At 74.7% G+C, this 19373-nt stretch carries 18 protein-coding genes; 9 read left to right on the forward strand and 9 right to left on the reverse strand.

The genetic code is table 11. From position 1 onward, the window contains the following. Positions 1–80 precede the first annotated feature (80 nt). The 4 genes from ACI780_RS23240 to ACI780_RS23255 all read right to left on the reverse strand — a co-directional run bounded on the left by ACI780_RS23240 (position 81) and on the right by ACI780_RS23255 (position 4284). Complete coding sequence (locus ACI780_RS23240; RefSeq protein WP_457005933.1) at positions 81–1127, reverse strand: LLM class flavin-dependent oxidoreductase; 1047 nt, start codon at positions 1125–1127, stop codon at positions 81–83. Next, a complete protein-coding gene (locus ACI780_RS23245) occupies positions 1124–2665 on the reverse strand; it encodes an APC family permease (RefSeq protein WP_456871472.1) in 1542 nt (513 codons plus the stop codon). The genes ACI780_RS23240 and ACI780_RS23245 overlap by 4 nt, the downstream gene beginning before the upstream one ends. A 135-nt stretch (positions 2666–2800) precedes the next feature. Beyond that, the gene (locus ACI780_RS23250) at positions 2801–3517 is read right to left on the reverse strand and encodes a cache domain-containing protein (RefSeq protein WP_457005934.1); all 717 of its coding nucleotides are present in this window, start codon (positions 3515–3517) and stop codon (positions 2801–2803) included. Next, entirely contained in the window at positions 3514–4284 is a 771-nt protein-coding gene (locus ACI780_RS23255; protein WP_457005935.1) for a FadR/GntR family transcriptional regulator, read from the reverse strand. The genes ACI780_RS23250 and ACI780_RS23255 overlap by 4 nt, the downstream gene beginning before the upstream one ends. Before the next feature lie 128 nt (positions 4285–4412). Between ACI780_RS23255 and ACI780_RS23260 the strand changes: the two genes are divergently transcribed. The 5 genes from ACI780_RS23260 to ACI780_RS23280 all read left to right on the forward strand — a co-directional run bounded on the left by ACI780_RS23260 (position 4413) and on the right by ACI780_RS23280 (position 10358). Next, positions 4413–5894 carry a (Fe-S)-binding protein gene (locus ACI780_RS23260; RefSeq protein ID WP_456871469.1) on the forward strand — a complete coding sequence of 494 codons (1482 nt, stop codon included), beginning with the start codon at positions 4413–4415 and terminating at the stop codon, positions 5892–5894. Positions 5895–5896: 2 nt separating this feature from the next. Beyond that, complete coding sequence (locus ACI780_RS23265) at positions 5897–7450, forward strand: FAD-binding oxidoreductase (protein WP_457005936.1); 1554 nt, start codon at positions 5897–5899, stop codon at positions 7448–7450. Then, positions 7437–7793, forward strand: a complete 357-nt coding sequence (locus ACI780_RS23270) for a hypothetical protein (RefSeq protein WP_457005937.1) — start codon at positions 7437–7439, stop codon at positions 7791–7793. The genes ACI780_RS23265 and ACI780_RS23270 overlap by 14 nt, the downstream gene beginning before the upstream one ends. A 40-nt stretch (positions 7794–7833) precedes the next feature. After that, positions 7834–9279, forward strand: a complete 1446-nt coding sequence (locus ACI780_RS23275; RefSeq protein WP_457005938.1) for a gamma-aminobutyraldehyde dehydrogenase — start codon at positions 7834–7836, stop codon at positions 9277–9279. Between the two features lie 209 nt (positions 9280–9488). After that, positions 9489–10358 carry a DUF559 domain-containing protein gene (locus ACI780_RS23280; RefSeq protein ID WP_457005939.1) on the forward strand — a complete coding sequence of 290 codons (870 nt, stop codon included), beginning with the start codon at positions 9489–9491 and terminating at the stop codon, positions 10356–10358. Between the two features lie 86 nt (positions 10359–10444). Here the strand turns inward: ACI780_RS23280 and ACI780_RS23285 are convergent, their stop codons facing one another. Beyond that, entirely contained in the window at positions 10445–11536 is a 1092-nt protein-coding gene (locus tag ACI780_RS23285) for a pyridoxal-phosphate-dependent aminotransferase family protein (RefSeq protein ID WP_456871464.1), read from the reverse strand. A gap of 34 nt (positions 11537–11570) precedes the next feature. On the opposite strand from ACI780_RS23285, the gene ACI780_RS23290 reads away from it, so the two are divergent. Then, positions 11571–12086: an ASCH domain-containing protein gene (locus tag ACI780_RS23290; protein WP_456871463.1), complete on the forward strand. Its 516-nt coding sequence runs from the start codon at positions 11571–11573 to the stop codon at positions 12084–12086. Positions 12087–12105: 19 nt separating this feature from the next. On the opposite strand, the gene aspS is transcribed toward ACI780_RS23290, so the two are convergent. The 4 genes from aspS to ACI780_RS23310 are packed head-to-tail and all read right to left on the reverse strand — an operon-like array spanning position 12106 to position 16850. Continuing rightward, positions 12106–13881, reverse strand: a complete 1776-nt coding sequence (aspS, locus tag ACI780_RS23295) for an aspartate--tRNA ligase (RefSeq protein WP_457005940.1) — start codon at positions 13879–13881, stop codon at positions 12106–12108. A 34-nt stretch (positions 13882–13915) separates the two neighbouring features. After that, positions 13916–14896 carry an aldo/keto reductase gene (locus ACI780_RS23300; protein WP_457005941.1) on the reverse strand — a complete coding sequence of 327 codons (981 nt, stop codon included), beginning with the start codon at positions 14894–14896 and terminating at the stop codon, positions 13916–13918. Then, a complete protein-coding gene (hisS, locus tag ACI780_RS23305; RefSeq protein WP_457005942.1) occupies positions 14896–16158 on the reverse strand; it encodes a histidine--tRNA ligase in 1263 nt (420 codons plus the stop codon). Before hisS ends, ACI780_RS23300 begins: the two co-directional genes overlap by 1 nt. Further along, positions 16155–16850 (reverse strand): MBL fold metallo-hydrolase, encoded by a 696-nt coding sequence (locus ACI780_RS23310; protein ID WP_456871459.1) that lies wholly within the window; start codon positions 16848–16850, stop codon positions 16155–16157. The genes hisS and ACI780_RS23310 overlap by 4 nt, the downstream gene beginning before the upstream one ends. 168 nt (positions 16851–17018) lie before the next feature. Between ACI780_RS23310 and ACI780_RS23315 the strand changes: the two genes are divergently transcribed. Genes ACI780_RS23315 through ACI780_RS23325 form a run of 3 tightly spaced genes read left to right on the forward strand, consistent with a single transcriptional unit; the run spans position 17019 to position 19227 of the window. Continuing rightward, a complete protein-coding gene (locus ACI780_RS23315) occupies positions 17019–17846 on the forward strand; it encodes a peptidylprolyl isomerase (protein WP_457005943.1) in 828 nt (275 codons plus the stop codon). Continuing rightward, positions 17843–18577 carry a peptidylprolyl isomerase gene (locus ACI780_RS23320; RefSeq protein WP_457005944.1) on the forward strand — a complete coding sequence of 245 codons (735 nt, stop codon included), beginning with the start codon at positions 17843–17845 and terminating at the stop codon, positions 18575–18577. Before ACI780_RS23315 ends, ACI780_RS23320 begins: the two co-directional genes overlap by 4 nt. Further along, positions 18574–19227, forward strand: a complete 654-nt coding sequence (locus ACI780_RS23325) for a class I SAM-dependent methyltransferase (RefSeq protein ID WP_457005945.1) — start codon at positions 18574–18576, stop codon at positions 19225–19227. The genes ACI780_RS23320 and ACI780_RS23325 overlap by 4 nt, the downstream gene beginning before the upstream one ends. The last annotated feature ends 146 nt before the right edge of the window (positions 19228–19373 follow it).

Below are 19373 nucleotides of genomic sequence, written 5' to 3' on the forward strand. Positions count from 1 at the left end.
CCCCCCCCGCCCCCGCCCCCCCCCCCCGCGGCCCCCCCCCCCGCCCACCCCCCCCCCCGCGCCCCCCCCCCCCACGCCGCTCAGGCGAAGGCGGGCATGACCTCGTCGTGGATGAGCCGCAGCTGCTCGTCGACGGTGGCCACCCCGGCCAGCTCGCGGCCGGTGAACGCCTTGACCAGCGAGGCGTCGGTGATGGCGGCGATGAGGTGGTTGACCCCCGTCGGCTCGATCTCCTTGATCTTGGCCGTGACCTCCTCGGGCGTGCCGGAGAACGACAGCTTGTCGGCGATCTCCGGGCTGGTGAGCTCGATGCCCTTGGCGAGGTCCCCGCCGGCGATCGCGTCGATGATCGGCTTCAGGCTGTCGGGGTCCACGCCGTTGCGCTCGAGCTGCTCGGTGGGCATCGAGGAGGCGTAGATGCCCACCATGCTGCGGGCGGCGTCCTTGGCCGCGGCGGAGTCGCGGCCGACCGAGACGACCACCCACGCGCCGAAGTCCAGCGTCGTCCAGTCCTTGCCCGCCCGCTCGGCGCCGGCGCGCAGGTTCTCGGCGGCGTACTCGTAGGCCTCGCGGGTGTAGCTCAGCGCGTGGTGGCAGCCGTCGGAGTGCTCGGCGGCGGCCTGGAACGACTTGGGCCCGCGCATCGCGCCCATCTTCACCGGCAGGTGCTGCTGCACCGGGCGGGCGAAGGTGAACAGCCCGTCGTAGGAGAAGAACTCGCCGTCGAAGGTGATGGCGCCGTCGTCGAGGAAGGTGCGCATGACCTTGACGCCCTCGACGACCCGCGAGAGCGGCTTCGTCGTCTTCCAGTCCGTCCTGTACTGCGCGAGCAGGCCGAAGTTGCCGCTGGAGAGGACGACCTCCGCCCGCCCGCCGGTGAGCTCGTCGAGCGTCGCGGCGGCCTGGGCGATGAGCGTCGGCTCGCGCAGGGTGACCGCCGAGACGCTCGGGCCCATCCGGACGCGCGAGGTCCGCGCGGCCGCGGCCGCGAACAGCAGCCACAGGTCCTTGTGCCAGGTCTCGTCGGCGGCGTAGACGGCGTGGAAGCCGAGTTCGTCGGCGAGCTCGATCGCCCGCAGCGACTCCTCGAGCGGGTAGTCGGGCAGCATCGCGTAGCTGAACTTCATCGGATCTCCTCACTCACCGGGACACCGGCGTCCCGCCGGATCTGCTGGAGCTGTGCGGCCACCTCGCGGGCGTCGCCCTCGGGGACGTGTGCAGAGTGCCGGTCCGGCCGGGCGCCGAACAGGTACAGCAGCCCGGTGCCGGCGACGATCGCCAGGCCGATCGCGACGATCCAGCGGTCGAGGAAGGTCTCGGTGCCCGGCGCGGGCCTGATCAGCAGGACGATGGCGAAGACCCCGTAGGCCAGGGCGAGGACGTTGACCACCAGCCCGGCCGGGCCGAGGTTCCACACCCCCGCCGGGCGCCAGCCGCGCAGCCGCTGCCGCAGCGCGGCGAGCACCACGGCCTGGAAGGCGACGTAGATGCCGAGGACGGCGAACGCGGTGACGCGGGCCAGGGAGTCCGGCCGCCAGAAGACGAACAGGCAGATGAGCACCGGGACGACGCAGACGACCAGCAGCGCGTTGGTCGGGACGGAGTGCCGGCTGGAGACGTGCGAGAGCCAGCCGCTGGCCGGGAGCATCCGGTCGCGGGCGAAGGCGTAGAGCAGCCGGCTGCCGGCGGCCTGCAGCGAGAGCACGCACGAGACGAAGGCGACCACGGTGACGACGAGGAAGACCTTCGAGCCGACGGTCCCCAGCGAGCTCTCCAGGATGGTGGGGATCGGGTCGACGTCCTCCCCGGCCATGATCGCCTGCAGCTGGGCGTCAGGGGCGGCCAGCACGTAGCCGGCGTAGGACAGGAAGCCCGAGACCCCGCCGACGAGGATGGTCAGGATCATCGCCCGCGGGATCCGGCGGGCCGGGTCGGCGACCTCCTCGGCGACGTCGCCGCAGGCCTCGAACCCGTAGAAGAGGAACAGCCCGGACAGCGCCGCGGCGAGGAAGGTGCCGAGGTACCCCTCGCCGCCGCCGGCGCCGAGGGTGTCGAAGAAGATCCCGAAGGGCTGCTCGCGGCGGAACAGCAGCAGGAACAGCCCCAGGGCGACGACGCCGACGAGCTCGGCGGCCAGCCCGATGCGGGCGATGCGGGCGAGGGTGCGGGTGCCGCTGTAGTTGACGCAGAAGGCGAGGACGAGCAGCCCCACCGCGGTGGCGAGGACGACGCCGGGGGTGGCGTCGACGCCGAGCAGCGCGGCGACGAACCCGCCGCCGAACTCGGCGACCGCGGTGACGGTCACGATGATCGCCCAGATGTAGACCCACGAGACGATCCAGGCGTAGCGCCGGTTCCACAGCCGCCGGGTCCACGGGTAGATGCCGCCGGCGAGCGGGTACTGCGAGACGACCTCGCCGAAGACCAGCGCGACCAGCAGCTGGCCGAACCCGACGATGACGATCCACCAGATCGCCGGCGGCCCCCCGATGGACAGGCTGTAGGCGAACAGCGAGTACACGCCGACCAGCGGCGACAGGTAGGTGAAGCCGAGGGCCATGTTGGCCCACAGGCCCATGCTCCGGTCGAACTCCCGGGAGTACCCGAGGGCGGCGAGCTGGGCGTCGTCGTCGGTCCGGCCGACGGGTCCTCCTGGTGCGGTCACCGGGCGGTCTCCTCGCGAGGGTGGGGGGCGCGCCGGCGCCGCGCCGGTGTGCCCCAGGCCACAGGGACCGCCGAAACCTATAGAGCCAGAGGTCACAGGACAAGAGCCGTCCCGCCTCCCTCCGGAGACTCGTGCTCAGGCGGTGAGCAGGCTGCGGTCCTCGACCGGCACGAGCCGCCACGGGACGCCGGGGACGGCGGTGGCCGGGCCGGCGGCGATCCCGGCCGGGGGGACCAGCGCGCCGACCAGCCACCGCGGCGAGGTGGACAGGACGACGCGGTCCTCGTCGTTGAGGAGCAGGAACGGCGCCCCCGGGGCGAGCCGGCCCAGCAGGTGCGCCTCGAACCGGCCCACCGCGACGTCGGCCCCGGCCACCCCGACGAACTCGCCGTCGACGACGACCGACTCGGTCAGCGTCAGCAGGTACCGCCCGGTGCCGTGGACGTCGACGTAGGGGCCGACGACGTGCCGCCGCCCGGTCCGGCGGGGGACGTCGAACCACTCGGCCGCCGTGTAGTCGTAGTAGCCGAGGCTGGTCGGCCGCAGGTCGGGCTCGAGCGTGCGCAGCCGGCCGCCGTCGGGGTCGAGCTGCCACCACTCCAGGCGCAGCGGCAGGCCGCGGTCGGGGCGCGGCGCGACGACCAGCCCGAGCCCGACGGCGAGCTGGCCGGGCCGGTGCAGCAGCTCGCGGACGTCGTCGTCGAGGACCGGCCGCCCGGACCGCAGCCCCTCGCGCGCGGCCGGCCGCAGCGCCGCGGCGTGCACCTCGGCGACCGTGGCGAAGACCCCCTCGACGACCTCGCCGACGATCCCGGCCACGGTCTCCGGCACGGCCCGGCGGCCGTCGCTCACGAGACCTCCCGGCGGTCGGCGGCCCCCTCGCCCCCGCGCAGCCGCAGCTCGATCGACCACCGCGTGCGGGCCTCCACGTGCTCCTCGGTGAGCGTGCGCGCCGTGGCCGGGTCGCGGGCCTCGATCGCGTCGAGCACCGCGCGGTGGCCGGCGACGATGCGGTCGAGCAGCGCGGGCGCGTGGGCCGGCGGCCAGGGCAGCTGCCCGAGCTCCAGGTGCAGGTCCATCTCCTGCATGGTCAGGCGCACCGACTGGGCGCAGGCGGCCAGCTCGACGTAGTAGCGGCCCTCGGCCCGGCGCTGCCCGGTCACCGTGTCGGCCCGCGCCAACCGGTCGACGATGTCGCGCAGCCGGGCGATCTCGACCCGGGACGCCCGGGTCGCGGCGAGCCGGGCCGCGGCCGAGGCCACCGCGCCGTGCGCGTCGCCGAGCTCGCGCAGGTCCGTGGTGGCCAGCTCGGCCAGCCGGGCGTCGGCGAGCTCGCCGAGGACGTCGTCGCGGGCCTGCACGAAGCTGCCGCCGCCGCGGCCGCGGCGGGTGGCGACCAGCCCGAGCCCGCGCAGCTCGGCCAGCGCCTCGCGCAGCGTCATCGTCGAGACGTTGAGCATGGTGGCCAGCTCGGTCTCGGCCGGGAGCTGCTCGCCGTCGCCGAGCAGACCCAGGGCGATGGCGCTGCCCACCCGGCGCACGACCGCCTCGCTGCGCAGGGCACCGTCGTCGAGGGGGGCGAAGACCGCGCGACGGGCGTCCCCGCTGAGCAGTTGCACGCTCGCCTCCTGTCACAGGTGGTCGCCCCAGTGTGACACCGGGGATCTGCGGTCTTAACCGTTGAATCCATAGGTTTTGGTGGCTAGCGTGGCGCACACCCCAGCCACCCTGTGACGAGGAGCACGCAGTGACACAGGTCGAGCCCGACCGGGCGACGGGGACGAGCCCCCGTGTCGACGCCCTCTCCGAGCCGTTCACCCCGGGCGCCCCGTCCAACCCGCCGGAGCTGGCGGACTACCCCGAGACGCTGGCCGGGCCGGTCCCCCCGCCGCGCCAGGACCCGAGGACGGCGGCCTTCGTCGAGCAGTGGCGCAACGCCTCGTACAACTGCTACTCCTCCGGCCACAAGTTCTGCCGCGAGGTCTGCCCGGTCACCCAGGTCGAGCGCAACGAGTCCTGGACCCCCACCGCGTTCCACGCCAACGTCGTCGCCATGGAGCGCGGCGAGCTCGACATCGAGGACGTCGCCGCCGACTACGTCAACTGCACCCAGTGCGGCGCGTGCGAGCTGCGGTGCCCCAACACGCTGTTCACCGGCGACTTCTACCGCTTCCGCACCCGCACCGTCGACGTCGTCAAGGCGGTGCGCTCGCTGGCCGTCGAGAGCGGCGTGCACCAGCCGAGCTGGCAGATCTGGAACGAGCGCACCGACCTGCGCACCCACGAGCCGGTGCTCGGCGAGACCCCGGTCAGCCAGGAGCGGGTGCGCGACTGGGCCGAGGGCCTCGACATCCCCATCGGCGGCGAGACGGTCCTGTTCGTCGACTGCGAGGCCGCCTTCTACCGGACCTCGGTGCCCCGCGCGGTGGCGCAGGTGCTGCAGCTGGCCGGCTACGAGTTCGGCCTCATGGGCGAGCAGTGGTGCTGCGGCGGCCCGGCCGCGGAGATGGGCTACGCCGAGCAGGCCAAGCGCTTCGCCCGGCACAACCTGGACAACTGGCGGGCCACCGGCACCAAGCGGCTGCTGGTGCTCGACCCGCACGACTACATCAGCTTCACCGAGGACTACCCGCGCTACTTCGGCGAGGAGTTCGACATCGAGGTCGTGCTGGTGATCGAGGTGTTCGCCCAGCTGCTGCGCGAGGGCCGGCTGACGCCGTCGGTGCCGGTGGACCGGGCGATCACCTACCACGACCCGTGCCGGCTCAACAAGCGCAAGGGCATCTGGGCGGAGCCGCGCGAGCTGCTGCGCGCCATCCCGGGGCTGCGGTTCGAGGACGTCGACCGGGTCACCCAGTGGTCCTACTGCTCCGGCGGCGGCGGTGGCCTGCCGATCGAGAAGCCCGAGCTCACCGCGAAGATCAGCGCGCTGCGCCTGGAGCGGGCCGCCGAGCTCGACGTCGACACCCTGGTCAGCGCCTGCCCGTGGTCGGAGCGCCCGCTGTCGGAGGCCGGGGACGCGCAGGACATCGACGTCGTCGACCTGCACGAGCTGTTCGCCCAGTCCCTCGGCATCACCGTCGGCGGCTCCCGCGGCGACGTCGGCGACCGCCGGCTGGCCCAGGAGCGCACCGGCGTCCCCGGGCGGGCCCGGCGGGCCACGGGCACCTGCGCCGGCTCGGGCGGCGGGTGCGGCAACGTCGGCGGCTGCGGGTGCGGGGGGCACTGACCATGACGATCACCGAACCGGCCCCCTTCACCACCGAGCCGCTGAGCGACGACCGGCTCAACCAGCTCGTCGCCGCGCTGCGGCCGGTGCTGGCCGACGACCAGGTCCTGCTGGCCAAGACCGACCGCTGGAACCGCGCCCGGGTGCCGGCACCGTTCCCGGTGCACCGCTGGTCCGAGCGGGTCCCCGACGTCGTGGTCATGCCCACCTCCACCGAGCAGGTCGCCGCGGTGGTGCGGATCGCCAACGAGCTCAAGATCCCCGTCGTCCCCCGCGACGGCGGCACCGGGCTGACCGACGGCGCGGTCCCGCACCGGCGCGGCATCGTCGTCGACGTCAAGAAGATGAACCAGGTCCACGAGCTGGACCTGGTCAACCGGACCGTCACCGTCGGCACCGGCATCAACATGCTCAAGCTCAACGAGCGGCTGGCCCGGCACGGGCTGTTCTACCCCGACGACCCGGCGTCCTACCCGTGCTCGCTGGTCGGCGGCCGGATCGGCACCAGCGGCTGGTCGCTGATCGGCTCCCGCTACGGCCACACCCGCGACCTGGTGCTCAGCTTCGACCACGTGCTGCCCACCGGCGAGGTGCTGCACGTCGGCGACGGCATCGGCCGCAAGATCAGCAAGAGCTCCAGCGGCTACCAGCTCAAGCACCTGTTCATGGGCCACCAGGGCACCCTCGGCATCGCCACGAAGGCGACGCTCAAGCTCTTCCCCAAGCCCGAGGCCGAGCTCTCGCCGTTCTGGGCGTTCGACGACTACGACGCCGCGCACGCCTGCACCGGCGCGCTCGCCCGCGCCGGGGTGGCCACCTTCGCCGGCGCGGTGCTCTTCGACGAGCACAAGGTCGCCTACCTGCGGCGCGACGACGAGGCCTACATCCCCCAGCCGGCCGACGTCCGGGCGCTGGTCTGCGCGGTCATGTACGGCTACGAGGACGAGGTGCGCGCCGGCGGCAAGCGGCTGTTCCGCATCGCCAAGGAGCACGGCGCCCGCTACCTCGGCGACGAGATCTCCGAAGGCGACTGGGCCGCCCGCCACGACCGGTACGCCACCCCCCTGCACGGCCGCACCAAGGACGGCCAGGTCATCCCGATGTCGTGGCACTGCGAGGACGCCGCGGTGAACTTCTCCGCCGTCCCCGCGGTGAGCCGGGCCTGGCACGAGATCATGGCCGACCTGCGGCGGAAGACCGACGTCTTCGACGACTGGGGCATGTTCGCCTACACCTCCGGCGCCACCGGGGTCGACTACCTCACCGAGATCGACGTCGGCATCTGGGAGCAGCGCCTCGACGACGCCGCCTGGGCGGCGTGGGTGCAGGCCAAGCGCGACATCGCCGCGGTCGCGATCGCGCACGGCGGGTCGATGAGCGCCTGCCACGGCTCCTGCCGGGAGGGCGAGGTCGACCTGCTGCCCGAGGAGCTCGGCCGCGGGTTCGACGTGATGCTCGAGGTCAAGCGGGCGCTGGACCCCAACAACGTCATGAACCCGGGCAAGTACCTGCTCGACCGGGCGTACGGGAGGGACACCACCGATGAGAACCGATGAGCAGCCCGCCGGCCCGGGCGCGGCCGCGCCCTACCGCTTCGCCGAGCAGCACACCCCGCCGGCGCCGGTGCGCGCCAGCGAGGTGGCGCAGACGACCTTCGAGCACGTCTACGAGGTCGACCCGCGGCTGATGCAGGAGCACGTGCTGCAGCAGGTGTTCCCCAACTGGGACACGCTGCGGATCATGCGCAGCCGCCACGACCACCTGGCCTGGATGCACCGGCACTTCGCCTCCCGGGTCGTCACCGGGTCCGAGCTGCTCGCCGAGGTGGAGGCAGAGATGGGGAATCCGCAGGGATCGACCCCCGGCACTGGACCGATCAGCGGTCCGGTAGCACCATGACGACCGGATCAGCACAGACGTCGGACGAGAGGGACCTGGAGTGAGCGAGAAGCTCGAGCTGCGCAACGTCGTCGGCGGGGAGCACGTCGACACCGCCGACGGGCGCCGGATGGACCTGGTCGACCCCTCGACCGGCGAGGTGTTCGCCTCGGCCCCGGTGTCGGGCGCCGAGGACGTCGACCGCGCCTACCGGGTGGCCGCCGACGCCTTCGAGACCTGGCGCGACACCACCCCGTCGGAGCGGCAGCAGGCGCTGCTCAAGCTGGCCGACGCGGTGGAGGAGCACGCCGAGGAGCTGGTGGCGCTGGAGAGCCGCAACACCGGCAAGCCGATCGGGCTGACCGCCTCGGAGGAGATCCCCCCGATGGTCGACCAGATCCGCTTCTTCGCCGGCGCAGCCCGCACGCTGGAGGGCAAGGCCGCCGCGGAGTACATGAAGGGGCACACCAGCTTCGTCCGCCGCGAGCCGATCGGCGTCGTCGGGCAGGTGACGCCCTGGAACTACCCGATGATGATGGCGGTCTGGAAGATCGCCCCGGCGCTGGCGGCCGGCAACACCGTCGTCCTCAAGCCCAGCGACACCACGCCGGTCACCACGCTGCGGCTGGCCGAGCTGGCGGCGGAGATCCTGCCGCCGGGCGTGCTCAACGTCGTCTGCGGCGACCGCGACACCGGCCGGGCGCTGGTGGAGCACCGCACCCCGCAGCTGGTGGCGATCACCGGGTCGGTGCGCGCCGGCATGGAGGTCGCCGGCGCCGCGGCCCGCGACGTCAAGCGGGTGCACCTCGAGCTGGGCGGCAAGGCGCCGGTCGTCGTCTTCGACGACGCCGACCTCGAGGCGGCGGCCGAGGCGATCGCCGTCGCCGGGTACTTCAACGCCGGGCAGGACTGCACCGCCGCCTCCCGCGTGCTCGCCGGCCCCGGCATCCACGACGACTTCGTCGCGGCGCTGACCGAGCAGGCCCGCACCACCGCCACCACCTACGCCAAGGGCGCCGACGACGAGGACGCCCTCGTGCCGCCGGTGAACAACGCCAACCAGCTGGCGCACGTCACCGGCTTCCTCGACCGCGCGCCCGACCACGCCCAGATCACCGCCGGCGGGCACCGGCAGGGCGACCGCGGCTTCTTCGTCGAGCCCACGGTCGTGGCCGGCCTGCGGCAGGACGACGAGATGGTGCAGCGCGAGGTCTTCGGCCCGGTGATCACCGTGCAGCGGTTCAGCGACGAGGACGAGGCGGTGCGCTGGGCCAACGGCGTGGAGCTCGGCCTGGCCTCCAGCGTGTGGACGAAGGACTTCGGCCGCGCGATGCGGATGAGCAAGCGGCTGGACTTCGGCTGCGTGTGGATCAACACCCACATCCCGCTGGTCGCCGAGATGCCGCACGGCGGGTTCAAGCACTCCGGGTACGGCAAGGACCTCTCGCTCTACGGCCTGGAGGACTACACCCGCGTCAAGCACGTCATGGCCAACATCGACTCCTGACCCGATCGGCGGCGGGGCCCGGTCCGCCCGGACCGGGCCCCGCCGTCGTCGTGTCCGGGCCGAGTGCGCACCTGCGGTCGACGACACGCGCGGACGCGCCGATACGCGCGACTGCGACTGCACACTCGCCGGGATCCACAGGCGCGGCGCCCGTCCACCGGTGCCCGCCGCCCCTACCCGGCGGACGCCGGCGAGGCGAGCGTCGGCGCGTGACCCGGCACCTGCTCCCACCCGTGTACACCGCCGCGGCGGCCGACCTGGCCGAGCTGACCCGCGCGGAGCGCGCGAGCGACGGCGTCCGGGTCACCCGCGGCGCCTACGTCTCGCGGTCGGTCGCGCTGACGACGGCGAGCGCCACCCGTGCCGCGCTTGCCGTCCTCCCCGAGGGCACGCTCGCCTCCCACCGCACCGCGGCCGTCCTGCTCGGGGCACCGCTGCGGGCGTCGTGGCCGCTGGAGTTCGCGGTGCCGCCGGGCGTGTACCGGGCCCGCCGGCAGCGCGTCCGCGTCCACGTGCGCGACCTGACCGCCCGGGACGAGGTCAGGGCCGCGGGGCTCCCGGTCACCAGCGGCCCGCAGACCTGGCTGGACCTGGCCGCCCGGCTCCCCGCCCCGGAGCTGGTCGCCGTCGGGGACGCCCTGTACCGGGCGGGGCACCTCGACGCCGTGACGCTCGCCGAGCGGCTGGCCCGGGCCGACGGCGTCCGTGGGGTGGTCCGGGCCCGGGAGTGCGCTCCCCTGCTGACGCCGCTGGCCGCCTCCCGGCCGGAGAGCCTGATCCGCTACTGGATCGTCGCCGGCGAGCTGCCCGCGCCCGTGCCGCAGCTCCCCGTCCTCGACCACCGGGGACGCACCGTGGCCCACGCCGACCTCGGGTACGGGGAGTGGCGGATCGCGCTGGAGTACGAGGGACGCCACCACGCTGAGCGCCGCCAGTTCCTGCGGGACCTCGACCGGTACTCCCTCGTGGCCGCGCTCGGCTGGCTGGTCCTGCGCTTCGGCGAGGACGACCTCGGCCGCCAGGACCGGGTGCTGTCGCGGGTGGCCGGAGCCCTGCGGAGCCGGGGCGCCCGGTGGTGACCGCCGGCCGAGTGCGCAGTCATGGTCGACGACACGCGCGGACGCGCCGGCGACGGCGACCGCGACTGCGCACTCGGCCCGGCGACTCAGCGGCCCAGCACCTCGCCCAGCGCCGCCAGCACCAGCGTGACCCGGTCGGGGGCGGCGTTGGGCCCCATGAGCCCGATCCGCCAGACCGTGGCCGCGTAGGCGCCGACCCCGCCGCCGATCTCCAGGTCGTAGCGCTCCAGCAGCTCCTTGCGCACCGCCGCCGCGTCGACGCCGTCGGGCACCCGCACGGTGGTCAGCTCCGGCAGCCGGTGCCCCTCGGCGGCGAACAGCTCCAGGCCCATCTCCTGCAGGCCCTCGTGCAGCAGCCGCCCGGCCTCGGCGTGCCGCGCGTGCACCGCCTCGAGTCCCTCGTCGAGGACGCGGCCGAGCCCGGCGTGCAGCGAGACCACCATCCCGGTGGGCGCGGTGTGGTGGTAGGTGCGGCCACCGGAGCCCGCGGCCTCACCGGCGTAGCCGCCGAGCATGCCGAGGTCGAGGTACCAGCTCTGCGGCTTCTCGATCCGCCGCTCCCACGCCCGGTCGGAGATGGTGAACGGCGCGAGGCCCGGGGCGACGCCCAGGCACTTCTGCGTACCGGAGTAGGCCAGGTCCACGCCCCACTCGTCCAGCCGCACCGGGATGCCGCCGAGGGAGGTGACGCAGTCGGCCAGCAGCAGCGCGTCGCCCTTGCCGGCGGCCAGCGGCTCCAGGTCCGAGCGCACGCCGGTCGAGGTCTCGGCGTGCACCGCGGCGATCAGCTTCGGGGCGGGGTGCGCGGCGAGCACCCGCTCGGCGTCGACCGGCTGTCCCCACTCGTGCTCGACCGGCACCACCTCGGCGCCGCAGCGCGAGGCGACGTCGACCATCCGCTGGCCGAACAGGCCGTTGACCGCCACGACGACGACGTCGCCCGGGCCCACCGTGTTGACGAACGACGCCTCCATGCCCGCCGACCCGGTGGCCGACAGCGGCAGCGTGCGCCGGTTGGCGGTGCCGAACACCGTGCGCAGCCGCTCGGAGGTCTCGTCGAGAATGCCGAGGAACACCGGGTCGAGGTGCCCCAGCAGCGGCTGCCCGAGGGCGACGGTCGCCTCCGGGTAGGGGTTGGAGGGACCGGGACCGAGCAGGGTGCGGGCACGCAGCGGCATGCCCGCGACGCTACCGAGCCGAGGAGGAGCCCACATGACCACCGACGACGCGCCGGGGGCGCTGCGCCGCGACGAGGCCGCCGCGATGTGGCGGGAGTACGCCGCCACCCGCCCGGCGGGCAGCCCGCCCGAGGACGAGCCGCCCGTCGAGCGCTTCGGCGACGGCCGGGCGCTGGCCGACGAGCTCATCGCGCTCGTGCTCGCCGGCACCAAGCGGGCCACCGCCGGGCTGGTCGAGGACTTCGCCCGCGAGGGCGAGCCGCTCCCCCGCATCGGCGGGCACTGGATCGCCTGCGACGGCGAGGGCCGCCCGCGCGCGGTGCTGCGCTCGACCGAGCTGCGCGTGGGCCGGCTCGACAGCGTCGACGACGCCTTCGCCTGGGACGAGGGCGAGGGCGAGCGCACGCGCGAGGACTGGCTGGCCGGGCACCTGCGCTACTTCACCCGCACGCTCGCCGCTCTCGGCCGGGAGTGGGACGACGACCTGGAGGTGGTCTTCGAGCGCTTCGCCGTCGTCTGGCCGCCCGAGGTGGCCGACCGGGCCGGCTGAACCGGCCCGGCCGGGGACCTCAGCGGGTGGGGTCGCTCGGCCCCGGGGCGCCGGGCTGGCCGGGCAGCGCCGGCTCCTCGGCGGCGGCGTCGATCCCCGCCTCCTTGCGCTGCGCGTCGGTGATCGGCGTCGGGGCGCCGGTCAGCGGGTCGAAGCCGGCACCGGTCTTCGGGAAGGCGATGACCTCGCGGATGGAGTCGACGCCGGCGAGCAGCGCGGTGAGCCGGTCCCAGCCCAGCGCGGCACCGGCGTGCGGCGGCGGGCCGTAGGAGAAGGCCTCCAGGAAGAACCCGAACCGCTCCCGGGCCTCCTCGCGGGACATGCCGAGGGTCTCGAACACCCGCTCCTGCAGCTCGGGGTCGGCGATCCGGACCGAGCCGCTGGCCAGCTCGTTGCCGTTGACCACGAGGTCGTAGGCGTCGGAGAGGGCCGCGCCCTTGTCCTCGGCGAAGCGGTCCCGCCACTCCGGGGTGGGCGAGGTGAACGGGTGGTGCATGAAGGTCCAGTCGCCGTCCTCGGTCTGCTCGAACATCGGGAAGTCGACGACGAACAGGAACGACCACGACCCCGGCTCGACCAGCTCCAGCCGCTTGGCGATCTCGTTGCGCGCCGCGCCGAGCAGCTCCTGCGAGGACCGGCGCGGCCCGGCGGCGAAGAACACGCAGTCCCCGGGGCTCGCGCCCACGGCGGCCACGAGCCCCTCGCGCTCGCCGTCGGAGATGTTCTTGGCGACCGGCCCGCCGAGGGTGCCGTCCTCGGCGACGGTCACGTAGGCCAGGCCGCGGTAGCCGCGGGAGCGCGCCCAGTCCTGCCAGGCGTCGAAGGCGCGGCGGGGCTGCGAGCCGCCGCCGGGCATGACCACCGCACCGACGTAGGGCGCCTGGAACACCCGGAACGGGGTGTCGGCGAAGAACTCCGTCAGCTCGGTGAGCTCGATGCCGAACCGCAGGTCGGGCTTGTCCGACCCGAAGCGGTCCATGGCCTCGCGGTAGGTCATCCGCGGGATCGCGGGCACCTCGTACCCGGCCAGCTCGCGCCACAGCGCGCCGACGACGGACTCGACGACGGCCAGGACGTCGTCGCGCTCGACGAAGCTCATCTCGAGGTCGAGCTGGGTGAACTCCGGCTGCCGGTCGGCGCGGAAGTCCTCGTCCCGGAAGCAGCGGGCGATCTGGTAGTACCGCTCGAGCCCGCCGATCATCAGCAGCTGCTTGAACAGCTGCGGCGACTGCGGCAGGGCGTACCACTTGCCCGGCTGCAGCCGCACCGGGACGAGGAAGTCGCGGGCGCCCTCGGGCGTGGAGCGGGTGAGGTCGGGCGTCTCGACCTCGACGAAGCCGTGCTCGGCCATGACGCCGCGGGCGATCCGGTTGACCTCGCTGCGCAGCCGCAGGATCCGCGCCGGGCCCTGCCGGCGCAGGTCGAGGTAGCGGTACTTGTAGCGGACGTCGTCGGAGGCGGCCTGGTCGGTCTCGATCGGGAACGGCAGCGGCGCCGCCGGGGAGAGGACGCGCAGCTCGGCGGCCGCCACCTCGATCTCGCCCGTCGGCAGCTCGGGGTTCTCGTTGCCGGCCGGCCGCTGCCGCACCTCGCCGGTGACCAGCACGCAGAACTCGTTGCGGAGGGCGTGCGCCTCCTCCTCGCGGACGACGACCTGGACGTAGCCCGAGGCGTCGCGCAGGTCGACGAAGACGACGCCGCCGTGGTCGCGCCGGCGGGCCACCCAGCCGGCGAGGGTGACGGTGGAACCGGCGTCGGACGCGCGCAGCGTGCCGGCGTCGTGGGTGCGGAGCACTCGAGTGCCTCTCAGGGATCGGGGGGTGGTCAACTCACCAGCGGTCGTGGACGTGCTGCCGGATGCGCTCGTCGTAGAGCCGCTCGAGGTCGGCGAGCTCGGCGTCGGTCAGCGGCGGGAGGGCGGCGGCGTCGACGTTGGACCGCACCTGGCCGACCCGGCTGGCCCCCGGGATGACCGACGTGACGCCGGGCTGCTGGACGACCCACCGCAGCGCGACCGCCGCCGGCGCCCGGTCCCCCGCGATCTCGACGAACTCGCGGGCCGCGGCGACGCCGACCTCGTAGGGCACCCCGGCGAAGGTCTCGCCGACGTCGAAGGCCTCGCCGTGGCGGTTGTAGTTCCGGTGGTCGTCGGCGCCGAACGTCGTCGACTCGGTGAAGCGGCCCGAGAGCAGCCCGCTGGCCAGCGGCACCCGGGCCAGGATCCCGACGCCGGCCGCGGCGGCCGCGGGCAGCAGCTCCTCCAGCGGCTTGCGGCGGAACACGTTGAGGATCACCTGGATGCTCTGCACGCCGGGGTGCTCGAGCGCGGTGAGCCCCTCGGCGACGGTCTCCACCGACACGCCGTAGGCCGCGATCGCGCCGTCCTCGACGAGGGAGTCGAGCGCGTCGTACACCCGCCGGTCGGAGTAGACGGCCGTCGGCGGGCAGTGCAGCTGCACCAGGTCGAGGGTGTCGACGCCGAGGTTGCGCCGCGACCGGTCGATCCAGGCCCGCAGGTTCTCCGGGGTGTACTGCGCCGCCTCGAAGGGGTCGGCGCGGCGGCCGGCCTTGGTGGCCACGAAGGGGCGCTCGGACCGCGCGGCCAGGGCCTTGCGGATGCGCTCCTCGCTCCGGCCGTCGCCGTAGACGTCGGCGGTGTCCAGCAGGGTCACGCCGGCGTCGAGGGCGGCGTCGAGCACCCCGGCCGCGGTGTCCTCGTCGACGTCGCCCCAGTCGCCGCCGAGCTGCCAGGTGCCCAGGCCGACGACGGAGACCTCCGCGCCGGTCCGTCCGAGGGGTCGGGTCTCCATCACGCGCTCACCGCCGTCCGCAGCGCCTCGAACAGGTCACCCACGGGGACGGCGCGCTGTTCCCCCGTGCGCAGGTCCTTCAGCTGGCCGACGCCGTCGGCCAGGTCCCGCTCCCCGACGACGACCGCGTGCGAGGCACCCGAGCGCTCGGCGGCGCGCATCGCGCCCTTGAGCCCGCGGTCGCCGTAGACGGTGTCGGCCGGTACCCCGGCCTGCCGCAGCTGCCCGACCAGCCGCACCGCCAGCCGCTTGGCCTCGGCGCCCAGCGGGACGACGAAGGCCCGCACGCCGGGCGCCGCGGCGACGTCGAGGCCCTCGGCCTGCACGGCCAGCAGGGTGCGGTCGACGCCGACGGCGTAGCCGATGCCGCTCACGTCGGGCCCGCCCAGCGCCGCCGACAGCCCGTCGTAGCGCCCACCGCCGCCGATCGCCGACTGCGCGCCCAGCCCGCGGTGCACGAACTCGAAGGTCGTCTTCGTGTAGTAGTCCAGGCCGCGCACCAGCCGGGGCGCCTCGGTCCAGGCCACGCCGAGGTCGGTGAGGTGCTGGCGGACGGCGTCGTAGTGCGCCCGGGTGGCGTCCGACAGGTGGTCGACCATCAGCGGGGCGTCCTCGAGCTGGGCCTGCACCTCCGGCCGCTTGTCGTCGAGCACCCGCAGCGGGTTGATCTCCGCCCGGCGGCGGGTCTCCTCGTCGAGGTCGAGCTTCTCGAGGTACTCGACCAGCTTCTCCCGGTAGGGCGGGCGGTCGGTCGCGTCGCCGAGCGAGGTGAGCAGCAGCTCGAAGTCGGTCAGCCCCAGGTCGCGGAAGCCCTGCACGCCCAGCGCCACGACCTCGGCGTCGAGCGCGGGGTCGTCGACGCCGAGCGCCTCCATGTCGACCTGGGTGAAGTGCCGGTAGCGGCCGGCCTGCGGGCGCTCGTAGCGGAACGCCGAGCCGACCGTCCACAGCTTCACCGGCAGCGGCCCGGTGTGCAGCCGGTGCTCGATGAAGGCCCGCACCAGCCCCGCGGTGAGCTCCGGGCGCAGCGTGAGCGAGCGGCCGCCGCGGTCGTCGAAGGTGTACATCTCCTTGGTGACGACGTCGGTGGACTCCCCGACGCCGCGGGAGAAGACCTCGGTGTGCTCGAACACCGGCGTCTCGACGTAGCCGTACCCGGCCCGGCGCAGCGGCGCGGTGAGCGTGTCGCGGACGGCGAGGAAGCGCGCGGAGTCCGGCGGCAGGACGTCGAAGGTGCCCTTCGGCGCGGTCAGCCCGCTCACAGGCCGCGGCCCTTCGGCGCGGCGCCTTCCCCGGCGGCGGCCTCGGCCAGGTAGGGGTTGGTCGCCCGCTCCCGGCCGATCGTCGTCGCCGGGCCGTGGCCGGGCAGCACCACGGTGTCGTCGTCGAGCGGCAGGACGACGTCGCGCAGCGAGCGCAGCATGTCCGGCCACGAGCCGCCGGGCAGGTCGACCCGGCCCACCGAACCGGCGAACAGCACGTCGCCGGCGAGCAGGCCGGGGGCCTCCCCGAGGTCGAGGGAGAACACCACCGAGCCGCGGGTGTGGCCGGGCGCGTGCCGGACGGTCAGGTCGACGCCGGCCAGGGACAGCACGGCGCCGTCGTCGAGTGGGCGGACCTCGGAGGGGTCGGGCAGCCGCAGGCCGGTGAGCAGGGGCGCCAGCGCGGGGCCGTGCCAGCGGGCGGGGTCGGCGAGCATCCCGGAGTCCTCGGGGTGCAGGTAGGCCGGGATGTCGTAGCCGTCGCACACCGGCAGCACGGAGAAGGTGTGGTCGAGGTGGCCGTGGGTGAGCACCACCGCGACGGGCTTGAGGCCGTCGTCGGCCAGCATCCGGGCGAGCGGCTCGACGGCGTCCATGCCGGGGTCGACCACGACGCACTCCGCGCGCGGCCCCGGGGCGACGGCGTAGCAGTTGGTGCCGAAGGCGCCGGCCGGGAACGAGCGGATGAGCACCCGTGCAGGTTACGCGGGTGCGGCGGCGCGCCCTCCCGGTCCGGCGGACCGGCGTCCCCAGGGAGGCCACCTACACTCGCGGATCGACCAGCGGGGGCACCGGCGGCGCGGCCGGGAGCCGCGACCGGGCCCCGCGCAGCAGCCGTCCGTCCGAGGAGTGTCCGACCCGTGCCGACCAACAAGCAGCGGCGGGTTGCCGCGCAGCGCCGCCTGCAGCGGCAGCTCGAGCGCCGCGCCGAGCTGGCCCGCAAGCGCCGCCGCAACCTGCTCGTCGTGGTGACCGTGCTCGCCGTCGTCCTGGTGGGCGGCGCGGTCTCCCTCGTCGCCGGCTTCGGCGGCGGCGGGGACCCGGGCACCGAGGAGGCGGCGACCAGCACCAGCGCGGCCCCGACCACGCCGGGCGTCGTCGACGGCAGCGACGGCACCTGCGACTGGACCCCCGCCGACACGGCGAGCAACCCCGACCTGCGCGCGGACTCCGGGACCCCGCCCACCGAGGTCGTGCCCACCGGCACCACCCCGGTGACGATCACCACCAACTCCGGGGCGATCGGGCTGACCCTCGACAACGCCAACGCCCCGTGCGGCGTGGCCAGCATGGTCTACCTGGCGCGGCAGGGCTTCTTCGACGGCACGGTCTGCCACCGCGAGACCGACTCCGAGGGCCTGAAGGTGCTGCAGTGCGGCGACCCCAGCGGCACCGGCCGCGGCGGCCCGGCCTACCAGTTCCCGACGCAGGTGACCGGCGACGAGACCTACCCGCGCGGCACGGTGGCGATGGCCAACAGCGGGCAGGGCTTCGACGGCAGCCAGTTCTTCCTGGTCTACGGCGACAGCCAGCTCCCGCCGAGCTACACCGTCCTGGGCACCGTCGACGAGGCCGGCCTGGCCACGCTCGACACCATCGCCGCCAACGGCAACGACGGCAGCAACGGCCCCGGCGACGGTGCGCCGACCCAGGAGGTCCGCATCGAGTCCGTGACCGTCCCCGCGTGAGCACCCCGGCGCCCCGGCTCCGGGCCGGGGTGCTCGCCGGCGCCCTGGCCGGGCTCGCCGCGCTGACCGCCTGCTCGGGCACGGTGGCGGGCTCGGCGGCGCCGGCCGGCGGGACGGCCGGCGGCGGGGGCGGGTCCGGCCCGGCCGGGACGACGGCGACCTGCGAGTGGGTCGCGGCGCGGTCGGGCAACCCCTACGCCGTCGACGTCGACCCGCCCGCTCCCGAGGTGCCGGCCGAGGGCACCGCGCAGCTGCAGATGACGACGTCGCTGGGCGGGCTGGTCCTCACCCTCGACCGGGCCGGTGCCCCGTGCGCGGCGGCGAGCCTGGTGCACCTGGCCGGGCTGGGCTTCTTCGACGGCTCCGCCTGCCACCGCGAGGTCGACAGCGCGAGCCTCAAGGTGCTGCAGTGCGGCGACCCCACCGGCACCGGTGCGGGCGGACCCACCTACGCGTTCGCCACCGACGTCGACGGCGACGAGACCTACCCGCGCGGCACGGTGGCGATGGCCAACAGCGGGCAGGGGCTCGACGGCAGCCAGTTCTTCCTCGTGTGGGGCGACAGCCGGCTGCCGCCGGACTACACCGTCGTCGGCACCATCGACGACGCCGGGCTGGCCGTGCTCGACGTGGTCGCCGCCCACGGCAACGACGGCTCGCTGGACCCCTCCCCCGGCGGCGGCGCCCCGACCGTGCCAGTCACCGTCGAGTCGATGACCCTGGTCCCGTGACCGACCCCCACCCGGGCCCCTACGCGGGCTTCCCGCCGGGCTTCTTCGCCCGCGCCGACGAGCGGCCCGACGCGGAGTTCTACGGTCCGCCGCGGCTGGTGACGCACATCGACGACGCCGCGATCGCCGCCGTCGGGGGGCTGTACGCCGAGCTGGGCATCGACGGGTCGGCGCCGGCGCCGGTACGGGTGCTCGACCTCATGTCCTCGTGGGTGTCGCACTTCCGCACGCCCCCGGCCGAGCTGGTCGTGCTCGGCATGAACGCCGCCGAGCTGGCCGCGAACCAGGAGGCCACCGAGCGGGTCGTGCACGACCTCAACGCCGACCCGCGGCTGCCGCTGCCCGACGCCGACGTCGACGCCGCCGTCTGCTGCGTGTCGATCGACTACCTGACCCGGCCGGTCGAGGTGCTCGCCGAGGTGGGCCGGGTGCTGCGCCCGGGCGGGCCGCTGGCGGTCACCTTCTCCAACCGCTGCTTCCCCACCAAGGCGGTGCGCGGCTGGCTGCTGACCTCCGACGAGCAGCACGGCGCGCTGGTGGCCGAGCTGGTCCGGCGCGCGGGGTGCTTCACCGAGCCGCAGGTGTCGCTGCGCACCCCGCCCGGCGGCGACGGCGACCCGCTGTGGGCGGTGGTCGCGACTCGCCGGTGACTCGCCCGCCGGCCCGCCCGATGATCAGGTGACCTGATCGCGGCGGGGGGGGGGGGGGGGGGGGGCGCCGGCCGGGGGGGGGGGGGGGGGGGGGGGGGGGGGGGGGGGGGGGGGGGGGGGGGGGGGGGGGGGGGGGGGGGGGGGGG

The sequence above is a fragment of the Geodermatophilus sp. SYSU D00814 genome (assembly GCF_054050055.1).

What these genes read in the sequence shown, in the direction of transcription:
- ACI780_RS23290 (WP_456871463.1), top strand. Translation starts at nt 11,571, where the DNA reads ATGACCACCGACGACGCGCCGGGGGCGCTGCGCCGCGACGAGGCCGCC.
- ACI780_RS23270 (WP_457005937.1), top strand. Translation starts at nt 7,437, where the DNA reads ATGAGAACCGATGAGCAGCCCGCCGGCCCGGGCGCGGCCGCGCCCTAC.
- ACI780_RS23300 (WP_457005941.1), bottom strand. Translation starts at nt 14,896, where the DNA reads ATGGAGACCCGACCCCTCGGACGGACCGGCGCGGAGGTCTCCGTCGTC.
- ACI780_RS23240 (WP_457005933.1), bottom strand. Translation starts at nt 1,127, where the DNA reads ATGAAGTTCAGCTACGCGATGCTGCCCGACTACCCGCTCGAGGAGTCG.
- ACI780_RS23265 (WP_457005936.1), top strand. Translation starts at nt 5,897, where the DNA reads ATGACGATCACCGAACCGGCCCCCTTCACCACCGAGCCGCTGAGCGAC.
- ACI780_RS23285 (WP_456871464.1), bottom strand. Translation starts at nt 11,536, where the DNA reads ATGCCGCTGCGTGCCCGCACCCTGCTCGGTCCCGGTCCCTCCAACCCC.